This is a genomic window from Bacteroidota bacterium (genome assembly GCA_018698135.1).
Classification (GTDB): domain Bacteria; phylum Bacteroidota; class Bacteroidia; order CAILMK01; family JAAYUY01; genus JABINZ01.
On the sequence record JABINZ010000249.1, the window covers coordinates 1 to 13,838 of the forward strand.

A 13,838-nucleotide genomic window follows, 5' to 3' on the forward strand; every position below is an offset into this window, starting at 1 on the left:
AAATATTTGACCTAAAACAAGGTACTTATCACTTCCACGGCAAAGTGACCGATAGTAAAGAAAGATTCTTATTACATGTAAATCACACAGCCACTTTAGTTGAAAATGAAAATACAAGCACCGAAATAAATGAAAATAATATGAGAAGTATTAATGTTTTTTCAACCCATCGAACACTATTCATCGATACAAGAAGTGCAGAAACCAACTTAGCAACTATCAAAGTTTATAATATGCTTGGTGAACAGGTTTCTCAAAAACAAATCCAAAATCAGGATATCCATTCATTTTCTATGGATTGTTCAGCTGGTTATTATTTCGTAGAAATCAGCACAATCGTAGGCAATGAAGTCTTTAAAGTTTTTATAAACTAAGTATCTTTCGATACATCCTACCTAACACCCTTTTCACATCATTTTCGGTTCAAAGCCTGGCGTAATTGTCAGGCTTTTTTTTTCATTATCCCGAGCATCGATTTTCTTCATCTTCCCGCTTGTTTTTTTTCCCATTTACAATATATTTTTCATCTCGTCTGACTACTCAAATGGCCAATTTTCAGCAAAACCTGATACTAAAAAGATTTTTTTTCATCACCTTAAAAACTGATCTTCTCCAACTTACAACCCATTATAAAAAAAAGTTTTGCAATCGCTATTCGCAATATAATAGTTTTGAGCTATGCTTTATGACCCAAGAACTGAAAAAATACAACCGATGAAATTAAGGCAAACTTTTAATTTTCTATTAGAAACAAAAAACAAATAAAGCTATGAAGAATCGTTTAACAGCCAAATTATTACTCCCCATTGTTCTTTGCACATTACTATCGTTTAGTGATGCATTTTCGCAAGGATATTCTTTGGAATTAGATGGTACAAACGATTATATTAATTTAGGAACAAATTCTACCATAAAAGCTGGTGATTATGTAACAGTTGAAGTATGGGCACATGCCAGCAATTGGTCTTCACTTTCAGATGGTACTTTAATAGGTAATGAGCACAATAGCGCTGGTTGGCAAATAAAAGTCAATGCAGCAGGTTCAGAAATACAAGGATGGCTCTGGCGCGATGGTAACCTTGCCAAACCCGGATATGCTTTATCAAGTTTAAGTGCTGGTTGGCATCATTTTGCTATGACATACGATTCACGTTATACAAAGTTTTATGTCGATGGTGTATTAAGAGATACCGATGATGCTTATGGAAACAATCCTATTGATGATAATCCTACTAATTCAACATTAATTGGTGCTGATGTAGCCAATGGTGGATTTCCACAAACATCTTTTCAAGGAGGCCCCGATTACTTTCAAGGTAAAATTGAAGAAGTACGGATTTGGGATGAAGCATTGTCTGTGATAACACTCAGAGACTGGATTCACCGCGAATTAACTACCTCACATCCAAATTATAGCAATTCAGTCAGTGATGATTTGAAAGCATATTATAAAATGACAGATGGTACAGGAACAGCTTTATCCGATAATAGTGCAAACAGCATAACAGGTACATTAAATAATATGGATAATGGTGACTGGATTAATTCTACAGCACCTGTACCCTATATTACCGCCTTAACTGGAAACTGGAACACAGCTACAAGCTGGGTTAGTACTTCTGTTCCAAACTCAGACTGGGCCATTGTATTGATCAATCACGATATCAATATTGATGCGGATGCCAGTATGATGAACCTTACAATCAGTACAAGTAAAACCCTGACAGTTAATGCTGAAAAATCATTAACTGTTGGTGGTGTAATAACAAACTATGGAACCTTAAATGTAAAAGAAAATGCTTCCTTTATTGATAATGGATCAGTAACTGGAAGTGGAACGTATACAATTGAACGCCCAATTAGTGGCGGAGGCTGGCATTATGTATCAGCACCTATTTCACATCCAACAGCCGATTTATTCTGGGGATCAGCCCTCTATGAATTTGATGAAACATCAGCTAGCTGGGTATCTAAAAAAGCTGGCGATAACCTAAGCATTTGTAAAGGCTACGATGCATATTATAAGCCAACTGCAGCCGGTGTTGTAAGTTATTCAGGAACATTTATAACCGGAAACCAGTCAACAAGCATAAGTTATACAGGAGCAGCCGGAGAAGGTTGGAATCTGGTTGGAAATCCATATCCTTCATTTTTGGATTGGGATGCCTCAAGTGGCTGGACTAAAAGCAATGTAAACAATGCAGTTTATGTATGGAATCCCGACATCAGTAATGTAACGACCTATGTAGGTGGTGTTGGAACCAATGGAGGAACTCGCTATGTGGCTCCATCACAAGGTTTCTTTGTACGTGTAAATACGGGTGGTGGTTCTATAGCCATGACCAATAGTACAAGAACACATACAACAGCCACCTCTTTTCGCCAAAATGCTAAAGACAATATGTTAAAACTTAAAATTAGTGGAAATGGCTATAGTGATGAAGCAGTAGTTTGTTTTGATCCCTATGCTACTGATGACTTTGATGGCAACTATGATGCTTTTAAAGTGAAAAGCTTTAACATTTTAACACCTCAGATATATACCCGTAGTGCTGATTTGGAAGAACTTTCCATCAATACTTTTGCAGGATTAAACGAAAATGTATCTATTCCATTAATTGCAGAAGTAGGTAGCACAGGTGATTACGAGATTTCAGTAAATGTCGCTGAATTTGATGAATACACACAACTCTATCTTGAAGATCTACAAGATGGTCAAATTTATGACCTTCAACAAGAATCCAAACTTAACTTTAAATTAGACGTCCATGATAACCCTGAGCGCTTTATTATTCATTTCACTCCATTACAGACAGTTGAAACGCAAACAACAAATGGAATTGATGAATCCGAAAAAGAAAACCTTAACATTTATAGCAATAATAAGCATGTTTACATCGACATTTATGAGTTGGAACATGCCCAAGTAAGTATTTATAACATGCTGGGTGATGAAATTTACAACGGAAGCCTAACCACTTCCATGAATAAAGTAAATCTCGATAACACCCCTGGTGGATATTACATAGTCAATGTTAAAGACAGCGAATATGACTATTCACAAAAAATTGTAATCAGGTAAATTTTCTCATATTATTAATTTTAGATTAACCAATCTTTGAACAAAAGGTACTCATTTTAGCAAAACCCAAACAAACTGAAATGAGTACCTTCCTACCAAACCGAACAAAAAAATGAAAGCACTAAAATTAACCTTCATACTACTCGACTTCATACTAGCTCTTGCCTTTGCGTTTATTCCAGAGAACACGCAGAATACAAATGAAATGGTGGATGACTATAGCGAATGCTATGAACAAATTATCGAATCAAACTTAACCCTATAAATTATAAACTGTTTTTTGAAAGGAAAAGAATCTAACCTAATAAATCCTACCTAAAACAAAAAAAATATGAAAACAAACAAACTAAGATCAAAATTCACTTTTCTTCTCTTCTTAGTTTTATTAATGAGCAGCAGTTTTGCAGCAACTTATGAAACCACCCAAAATGGCAATTATAACACCAAGTCAACCTGGAATAATAATAGCCGGCCGGGAACTACTATTAGTTCTAATAACACTGTAAACATTAAACATACGATCAATTTAGATCAGAATTTAACAGTTTATGGTACTTTGGTTATCGAATCATCTGCCTCCTTAATTGGTTCAAAAAACATTACACTTAAATCTGGAGGTCAAATAGTAGTTAATTCAACACTGGGAGTTAAAGATTTCACAATTTATGGAACCTTAAGCAGTACAGCTACAATCAATATTTCAGATGATCTCACAATTTACTCCAGTGGGAATTTCTCATCAAGTGGTAGCACTAACATTAATGATGAACTCTATAACGATGGTATTTTCACGAATAGTGGTACTTGCAGTGTAAATGATGATGTAAAAAATTACAAATATTTTACAAATTCAGGAAACCTGACAATTTCAGATTATTTTTATTTCTATCGAAATAGTATGATCAATAGTGGAACCATTAGTATCAAGAAGTTTTATTGTTACAGTTCGTCATCGGCTACCAATAGTGGAACTATAACTGTTACTGAGGATATGTATAATTATAATTCAACAACATGGATAAATAGTGGTACTATCACAATTGGTGATGACATGAATAATTACAGTTCATCAACTTTTACAACTAGCGGAGTTTTAACTATTTCTGACGACTTGACCATCTATAATTCAGCAACTATAACCAATAGCGGAACCCTAACTATTAACGATGAGTTAACAATTTATGGAGATATAATAAACAACAATTACGTTTCTGTTTCACAAGAATTTAGTTGTCAGAATTCAGGCTCCATATTGAATAACAATAGCTTTGTTATACAAGCATCTGATAATGTTAGCTTAAACAGAGGAACTATTACCATTGGAAGCAATGGAACTTTTACTGTAAAAAGCATGTTCGAGAATAGTAACTCTGGCTTAATCAAAAACAATGGCTTATTTGTTTTGGTAAATGATGCAAACAATTATGCAACATTTATTGACGATGGAACCATGAATGGAACCGGCAATGCAAAAGTTGAGCTATTCCTGAAAGGCGCTCAATGGCATTATGTTGCCATTCCAACAACCACTGCATCAAGTAATGTATTTTGGGGAGGTGCTATTTACTCATTTGATGAAGAAACTGATAAATGGACTAAGCACATAAATGACGAAAATCTGGATGTGACCAAAGGTTATGATGTCTATTTTAAAACCGACAAAACCATCAGTTTTGTAGGTACTTTACGAAATGGAGATCAAACAGCAACCATACACAAAAATGGAACAGGTAATAACGCAGGTTACAACTTAATTGCTAACCCCTACCCTACTACAGTTGATTGGAAAAGTAATTCCTGGTCAAAGAAGAAATCAAATGATGGACTTTATATTTGGAATCCCGATAATCAAAATGTTTCTTCTTACGTTAGTGGAGTTGGAACTAATTCAGGATCCAGATACATCCCTCCTATGCAAGCATATTTTGTTAAATGCAGTGGTTCAGGCGGGAGCATTAAATCAACAAAAAATGTAAAAACGCATAATAAATCATCCAAATTCAGATCCGAAACAGATGTGAATGATGAGCTTTTAATTTTGAAAGCAACATCTGAAAATGGATTTTATGACGAATCTATCATTCGTTTCAGTAATCAGTCGAGTTTAAATTTTGATGGTGATTATGATGCTGATAAAATGTGGAGTAATAATATTACCGTTCCGCAGATATATACTAAATCAGCAGATTTTCAAGATCTATCCATCAATTCAATTCCTGAAGTATCCAGTGAAGTTTCTATTCCACTTTACATGAAAGCACGAATAAGTGGGAAAAATACAATGGAACTTGATTTGAAAAATGCGACTTCTGTTTGCAATGTATATTTGGAGGATGTGAAACTAAAAAGCATCCATAATCTGCTGACTGGTCCTTACGAATTTACTTCCGATGTTCAGGATGAAGAATTTCGCTTCATTATCCATTTTACCAAGCAAAATGCAGTTTCTGCCGATACCAATAAGGTAACTTTAGATATTCAAGATACCAAATTGGAATCCTGCAAAGTTTACTCATCGTCAGGAGCAATTGTTGTTGAACAAGCCAATGGACTTGAAAATGAAAGCACAATAAGAATTTTCAATATGGTTGGTAAAGAAATTAAAAAACTTAAAACCAAAGAAACATATAATAGAATTGAATTAGATGCTGCAGCTGCCTATTACACTGTTCAAATAAAAAGTGGTAAGCAAATCTATACAAATAAAGTTCTCGTTAGGTAGGATAAATCGGTTGAACAGTTCATTTATCCGGACAACCACGGGTTTTTAACCTGTGGTTGTTTTTTAACAACATAAAATAAATCATGATAACAAGGTAACCTTTTATTAGTCAACGGAATAGAAATATAAACATAAGCATATCTACATTTTGCACTAAATGGAAACACCAAGATTAAGCTTAATGTTAACCAAACAAGAATGAAACAAATTATCCTAACAGTTAAAGTAGATAGTAATCGTATTACAAATACCATTTAATTCAAAAAAATAGTACTATCCAAAGCCAGAGGCTGATGTGTTTTAACAGCCAACCAATAAAGCTTTGAACAAAAACTTCAAGCATAAACAGTTAGCATAGTACATAAAAATTGACATGAAAACATTAAAAATAGCATTTATCCTTATTGCTTTTGCACTGGCTCTGGTCTTCTTGCCAGCAAATGAGCAAAACAAAATTGAAATTATTGATGATTATTACGAATGCTATGAACAAGATAAAGAAACAAACTTAACCCATTAAATATATGAAAAATTGTTTTTAGAAATGAAAGAATCTAAAAAACCTAACTAAAAACAATACCATGAAAAAACTTAACCAAACACGAAATTTTATTTTAATTATGCTGCTAATAGCATTTAGCTTTAGCGGTTTTACAAAAACCTACACCTCTGCAAAAAGTGGTAGTTGGTCAAAAACCAATACCTGGGTTAATAACCAACGCCCTCCAACATCTTTGGGCTCAAATGATGTCGTGAACATTAATCACGCTGTCACCATGAGTTCTAATGTCAGTTGTTATGGAGATATCATTATTAATCAGAATGGAGCATTAAACAGTACAAGTAAGTATTTATGGATGCGTGGACTGAGTGAACTGAAAGTTTATGGAAGTATTTATGTAGCCAACATTTATTTGTATAATAGGTGTACTCTAATTAGTACAGGCGTAGTACAAACTAAATATGACCTGTATGTTCAGGGAAATGTGACAGCCACTTTCAATGATTTGTGTGAAGTTGGTGACGATCTTTTGATTTATGCTATCATGAAATATAGCTCAACTGGTGCACACATAATATTTAATGATGAATTATATGTTCATGATGATTTCCTGATGAGTTGGAAATCGGATGTAAAGTTCAAGGACGATGTATACATCAATGACGACATTATTTACATTGATGGAACAGCCAGCTTTGAAGGAAATACCTATGTTGGTGGTAAATGCAATGAAATCTATTATTCCGATGGAGTTGTCATTTCCGGTACATTGCAAGTAATTGAAGACTTTACTATTAATCATGCTACAGTTACTGTAAGCAACACAGGTAGTATAATATGCAATAAAAACTTGATTTGTAAAGGATCATATGCTGATTTTACAAATAACGGAACAGTAACAGTTGCAGATGATTATGTATTTTCTGCAGGTGAATTTACAAATAACGGAACCTTTACCGTAAACTCAGATGTTGACAATAAGGATGATCTGGTCAATGGAAGTAGTGGAGTATTTACTTGCAATGGAGAATTTAAAAACGATGGTAGTATTACCAATGCAGGTATTATTAATATCGATGAATTTGATAACAACGATCCTGTAACCAATAATAATACGATCAATGTTTTCGAAACATTTGATAATGATGGAACTTGCACCAATAACAGCAATGGAAAAATTGTTTTGAAATCAACATCAACAGGAAGTGCAACACTAATTGATGGAGGAACCATTAAAGGCAGTGGTAATTGTGTAATCGAACTATTTTTAAGTGGTGATAACTGGCATTATGTATCCATTCCTATCGAAAGTGCTTCCAGTAATGTATTCTGGGGTGGTGCTATCTATTCATTTAATGAAGCAACCGAAACCTGGACTGCACATTCTAATGACGAGTCATTGGATGTAACAAAAGGATATGATGTTTATTTCAAGGATGATAAAACCATTGAATTTATTGGAAAATTCAGAAATTCAGATCAAACCATATCTACAAAGAAAACTGGATCCAGTAAAGGTTATAATTTAATTGTTAATCCATATCCATCAGCCATTGACTGGAAAAAATCCAATGGCTGGAATAAAAGTAATATCGCGGATGGTGTATATATTTGGGATCCGGCAACCCAAAATATTACTTCCTATGTGAATGGAGTAGGTAATAATAAAGGAAGCAGATACATAGCTCCAATGCAAGGCTATTTTGTTAAATGTACTGGTTCGTCAGGAAATGTTAAAGCTAAAAACAATTCCCGTAAACATAAAGGAAATGGAAAGTTTAGAAGTGACGAAGTGGAAACAAATGACGAATTATTAAAGTTAACAGTTCATGCTGACAATGGATTTGCAGATGAAACCGTCATTCGTTTTAACCGCAATTCAAGCATTAAGTTTGATGGAGATTTTGATGCTGACAAAATGTGGAGTACCAATATTGCCGTTCCACAGATTTATACAAAATCGTCTGATTTCACAGATCTTTCTATCAACTCAATTCCAGAAGTTAAGAAAGAAGTTTCCATTCCCCTATATATGAAAGCAAGAGTAAGCGGAAACAATTCAATAGAGTTGGATTTGCGTAATACAATAGACATTTGCGATGTATATTTGGAAGATGTGAAACTCAAAACTTTCCACAATATGCTTACCGGACCTTATGCATTTAGTTCAGATGTCCAGGATGAAGATTTCCGATTCATTATACATTTTGCAAAACAATCAGCCGTTACTGCCGATACAACTAAAATAACGCTGGATGTTGTAAATAATGAAGAAGATCAATCATTTAAAGCATATTCATCTGCCGGTGCTATCGTTATTGAACAAGATAGTAGACTTGAGAAAGAAAGCACGGTAAGAATTTACAATATGGTTGGTAAAGTTGTTAAAAAACTTAAAACCAAAGAATCATATAATAGAATTGAACTTAATGCAGCTGCTGCATTCTATACAGTTCAAATCAATAATGGCAAACTGAGCTATACACAGAAATTACTTGTGAATTAGCCTTAACCTAACCTTTTAGTTAACAACCATAAGTTTCGATTTATGGTTGTTTTTTTTGTTAGCAATTGTACTATGGAATGAATAAAATAAATTGAAAATTAGCTATTGAACCTAGGATGTAAGAATTGCCACAGATTTACAGATTTATTTTTAGGAGGCTAGTGAAATTTCTGTAAATCTGTGGCCTACATATGAATATTATAACAAAAAATATGTCTGCAGTAGAATAAGGGATTAACGTTAAACTAAACCACTATGGATTTGAATGAAATTCATTTCTAAAAACCAAAAAAAAATCAACAAATATCAAAAAATAACCAATGTCAAAAATTTCAATAACCAAACAGTATTGAATATCCAGAGAGATTTTGAAGTTTGGTTATATGAATCTTCGTTACATTACCACTATAAGCACAAGATTTTCTTCACTTGCCCTGTCCCTATAGGGTATGAATAAAATCAATTTGCTCCCCTGCCTGAACTATGTCGGGCAGGTTTTAGGGAAGGGGCAAATTAGTTGTACAATAGCGGATATACAAATTTGATTATTATATTTTGCGATTTGTTTGTCCGAAGGACTCCTGCGGAGTGATTTGATCATTGGAATTTATGATTTCTATTATAGGTATTTATAGAAACTAATTAGCTACAAAGAATTGCAGGGTTTTAACCATTAAAAGAGAATAAATTGTGAATTAAGTTTATTCATATAGATTTTAGTTTTATTGGTTTTCTGTCCTGTAGGGACAAAATGCTTGTAGGACAATTAATGACAATATATAAAGTCCTGTAAGGACGAAATATAGATGATGCTTTATAATGTGATTCGAATATACGCTATCGCACATATGATGTAAAAATTGCCACAGATTTACAGATTTGTTTTTAGGAGGATAGTGAAATTTCTGTAAATCTGTGGCATAAATATGAATGGTAATTACAACTCATATGTCTGTGGTATAATAAAGGATTAACGTAAAAATAAATTGCCAATTAAGTTTATTCATATAGATTTTAGTTTTCTTGGTTTTCTGTCCTGTAGGGACAAAATGCTTGTAGGACAATTAATGACAATATAGAAAGTCCTGTAAGGACGAAATATAGATGATGCTTTTATAATGTGATTCGAATATACGCTATCGCACATATGGGGTAAAAATTGCCACAGATTTAGAGATTTGTTTTTAGCAGGATAGTGAAATTTCTGTGAATCAGTGGCATAAATATGACTGTTGAGTTCAGTTTGAGAGGCTAATAAATGATCTTCAAATACGAGATAAGATGCTTTCGGGAGTGAATATACTATTCAAATGATGAGGTGAAAAATACTGTGTTTTTTATCGTAAGCCCTCGCTTTTATAAAATAACTCAGAGCTTTGATTCCCATAGCATTACAAACCATTTCTTAAAGAAAAAAAGTGAAAATAAATACTATTTTTCAGGGTAACCTTTTTGCCATGAACTGTATAAATAATTGTAAGCAAAAACATACAATCAGTTGGTAGAAATAAGAATCCTGATTTAGCAAACAAAAAACCAACAAGCGATGAAACTGCTTAAACAAACAAAGCGTACACTGTTAGTCCTGAGTTACCTATTGCTAGTTGCCTATTATTTTCACAATAATACCAACATTCAAAATAGCGCATTTGCAAAATATGTATCAGACATGCAAATTAGCAAATAAATGGACTAAATTTAGTACTTAACAGTAGACCATTTAACATTTGCCAACAAATAGAATATTAAAAATATTATAGTGTAAAATGTTTTCCGATAGAGCCCCCAGGGGCTCTTTTTTTTTGCCCATACTACAAGCAAAAAATCAGGTTTAATTTGTGAATATCCGCTATTGAACCTAGAATGTGAATATTGCCACAGATTTACAGATTTATTTTCATGACCTTAACGAAACTTCTGTTAATCTGTGGCTTTAAAAAATATACCGTTGAATTTTTACAAATTTTAAGCTGTTTCATTATTCTTCACATCAGCAAACTCCAATTTATTATTCCTGATGCAATTTTTCAAAAGAAAATTGATGATCAAGTCCTTCAGACCGTCATTCTCGCGCTTTGCTTCGCATGCTGCCGCTGAAGCTTTAGCCTAAGCGTCTAAAGCTATGCGAAAGCAAGAAAGCGGGAATCTCTAAGTTGTTGATTATGAGATTCCCATTTTCATGGGAATGACGCCACAGAATAAAATTTATGACTTTTGAGAAAGCCTCTACATTAGCTTGTATGTCCGATTTATCTGCCAGAAGTCCGACTGGTAATCGGACACACTGATATAACATCCGGATTTGTAATTTACAAAAATGACTATTGTTATATTTTCGATTTATTGATTTTGTGCCCAAACTGTATCTTGTCGCCTTGCTCTGCCATAGCTACGCGAAGGCGATGCAGGCTGGATTTTACCAAACATAACAGATTAATAAAGGAGAAACAGAATTTTATATCGAAATCACCTTATCAATTATCTCTTCAATTTTCCACTTCTACCCTCCTATTTAATTTAAAGCTATACAAAATCAAAATATTCTCAAATAAACCGATATTCCCAAAACAAGACAAATTGCTCATTCATGGAAACTTAGGTGATTTCGCAAAAAGCCTATATCGCTGTTTACCAGCACTTTAGGAGTTTGGAATCCGAATTGAACTACTACTATTGTGATATGATACATAAAAGTGAGTATGAGCAACTTAAACAACAGAATCATGAAAAAACAAAGCACTACACGGATTTCAACAACCATCCTTTTCTTAACTCTTTTTTCATTTTCCATTTTTTCAGCAAACTATGAAACCAATAGTAATGGCTATTATACCAATAGCAGTACTTGGAGTTCAGGTTATCCCGGAACAACAATTGGCACCAACCAAAATGTAACTATCAAACATGGCGTTACCTTAAACAGAAACTTAACGGTTTATGGTATTTTGACCATTCAATCATCAGCCACTTTACAAGGAAGTCGTTACATCAATGTGAAGCCTGGTGGTAAAGTTATTATCAATGGAACATTGGGGCTTTCAAATTTGTATGTTTATGGAACATTGAATAATGCATCAACTTTAAGTGTGTATTATGACTTAACCATTAATGCAAATGCAAGCGCAACAAACAGTGGCAATACAAGCATAGGTGATGATTTGCAAAATTCCGGCACATTTGCCAATAGTGGAAGCCTAAGCGTAAATGATGTCTTGCATAATGACGCAGCATTTACCAATACGGGTACTATTACTATTGGTGATGACTTAGAGAGTCATTATGGAACATTTACAAATAATGGAACGTTAAGCATTACTGACAATTTATTGAATGAAGCAACAGTCATTAATAATAGTGTTTTAAACATTTCCAACTATTTACATAATTACTATTCTGGAGAATTTACAAATACAGGAACTTTCACTACTGGAGAACTCATCAATAATAATGATGCAGAATTCACCAATAGTGGAATCATCAATATTACAAGTGATTTGCTAAACGTAGCTGATTTTACTAATTCAGATGAAATCAATGTCAGCGGTGTTTTTATAAATTACAAACAAGGCGATTTCATTAACAATGGCGATTTAACAATTGCTGCCACCTATGAAGTTAGTGGTAATATGGGAATTCTTACCATTGGCAGTAATGGAGTTCTGACTATTAAAGGGATGTTTACCAATACTGATCAAGGAAATGCACCCGGTTTAATTAAAAACAATGGTGAATTTGTACTTATTGCCAATGAAAATGATTGCGCTACCTATGTTGAATTGGGCAGCATGACTGGTAGTGGAACATCTGTTTTCGAGTTATTCCTGGAAGGTGGCGATTGGCACTATGTGGCTATTCCTATAACCAGCGTTTCAAGTAATGTATTTTGGGGAGGAGCCATCTATTCATACGATGAAGCAAACTCGTGCTGGCAAAAGCATGGAGCAAATGAAAATTTAGATGTTACAAAAGGTTATGATGTATATTTCAAGAATGATGTAACCATTCGATTTGAAGGAACTTTCAGAGATGGTGATCAAACTTCCAATATAACAAAAAAGGGTTCAAGCAGCAAAGGGTTCAATCTCATTGTAAATCCATATCCTGCTTCCATTGACTGGAAACACAATGGCTGGTCGAAGAAAAATTCGGCAGATGGTGTTTACGTTTGGAATCCCGGTAACCAAAGTATTTCATCTTATGTAAACGGAGTGGGCTCCAATGGTGGATCAAGATATATTCCTCCAACGCAGGCATTTTTTATCAAATCATCAAATACCAATGGTAATGTAAAAGCCACTAAAAACACAAAAGTTCATTCCAAAAACCTGAAACCACGTTCAGATGATGTTGTTAGTGATGAATTATTAAGAATCAAGGTTTTAGCCGAAAATGGATATAGTGATGAAACAGTTATCCGCTTTACCGATAAGTCAACAGTTAAATTTGATGATGATTTTGATGCTGACAAGATGTTCAGTTACAATTTATCAATTCCTCAACTGTATACCAAATCAATCGAAGGCATGGATTTATCTATCAATTCAATTCCTGAAGTAAAGGAAGAAATTTCCATTCCTCTGTATTGCAATACAAGGACTTCAGGCATTGCTAATATCATGTTGGATCTTGAAAATATGGATGCCAATGTAACTGTATTTCTGGAAGATCTGAAAACAGCTAATATTCATGATATGCTTACAGGTGCTTATACATTTAATGCTGATGTTCAGGATGATGCAAACAGATTTGTCATCCATTTTTCTAAGCCAGAATCGATTGTAATGGCAACTACAGAAATTGATGAAGAAAGCGTAGTAGAAAAAGCAGATGCAAATATCTACAGTAGTAAAGGCTCATTAATCGTTGATTTATTGAATAATGAATATACTAATCATTCGATCCGTATTTTCAGTTTAAATGGAAAAGAAGTATACCAAACACAAACAACCGATTTTTATACTAAAATAGATTTGAACCTAGCGATTGGCTATTATGTTGTTCAGGTAGAAAATGATGATAATTCCTA

General features: G+C 33.8%; 7 protein-coding genes. All 7 read left to right on the plus strand.

What is annotated here, in order from left to right; genetic code table 11:
- Nucleotides 1-374, plus strand: a 374-nt coding sequence (locus HOG71_15425; protein ID MBT5992238.1) for a T9SS type A sorting domain-containing protein, incomplete at its 5' end; no start/stop codon positions are given.
- Nucleotides 375-769: 395 nt separating this feature from the next.
- Nucleotides 770-3,082: a T9SS type A sorting domain-containing protein gene (locus tag HOG71_15430; protein ID MBT5992239.1), complete on the plus strand. Its 2,313-nt coding sequence runs from the start codon at nucleotides 770-772 to the stop codon at nucleotides 3,080-3,082.
- 112 nt (nucleotides 3,083-3,194) lie between these two features.
- Nucleotides 3,195-3,347 (plus strand): hypothetical protein, encoded by a 153-nt coding sequence (locus HOG71_15435; GenBank protein MBT5992240.1) that lies wholly within the window; start codon nucleotides 3,195-3,197, stop codon nucleotides 3,345-3,347.
- A 66-nt stretch (nucleotides 3,348-3,413) separates the two neighbouring features.
- On the plus strand, nucleotides 3,414-5,804 hold the full coding sequence (locus tag HOG71_15440; GenBank protein ID MBT5992241.1) for a T9SS type A sorting domain-containing protein: 2,391 nt from the start codon (nucleotides 3,414-3,416) through the stop codon (nucleotides 5,802-5,804).
- Nucleotides 5,805-6,177: 373 nt separating this feature from the next.
- The gene (locus HOG71_15445; protein MBT5992242.1) at nucleotides 6,178-6,324 is read left to right on the plus strand and encodes a hypothetical protein; all 147 of its coding nucleotides are present in this window, start codon (nucleotides 6,178-6,180) and stop codon (nucleotides 6,322-6,324) included.
- 61 nt (nucleotides 6,325-6,385) lie between these two features.
- The gene (locus tag HOG71_15450; GenBank protein MBT5992243.1) at nucleotides 6,386-8,812 is read left to right on the plus strand and encodes a T9SS type A sorting domain-containing protein; all 2,427 of its coding nucleotides are present in this window, start codon (nucleotides 6,386-6,388) and stop codon (nucleotides 8,810-8,812) included.
- A 2,723-nt stretch (nucleotides 8,813-11,535) separates the two neighbouring features.
- The coding region (locus tag HOG71_15455; protein MBT5992244.1) for a T9SS type A sorting domain-containing protein at nucleotides 11,536-13,838 on the plus strand (2,303 nt) is incomplete at its 3' end.

Coding starts and splice junctions, on each gene's coding strand:
- HOG71_15430 (MBT5992239.1), top strand. CDS start 770: ATGAAGAATCGTTTAACAGCCAAATTATTACTCCCCATTGTTCTTTGC.
- HOG71_15435 (MBT5992240.1), top strand. CDS start 3,195: ATGAAAGCACTAAAATTAACCTTCATACTACTCGACTTCATACTAGCT.
- HOG71_15440 (MBT5992241.1), top strand. CDS start 3,414: ATGAAAACAAACAAACTAAGATCAAAATTCACTTTTCTTCTCTTCTTA.
- HOG71_15445 (MBT5992242.1), top strand. CDS start 6,178: ATGAAAACATTAAAAATAGCATTTATCCTTATTGCTTTTGCACTGGCT.
- HOG71_15450 (MBT5992243.1), top strand. CDS start 6,386: ATGAAAAAACTTAACCAAACACGAAATTTTATTTTAATTATGCTGCTA.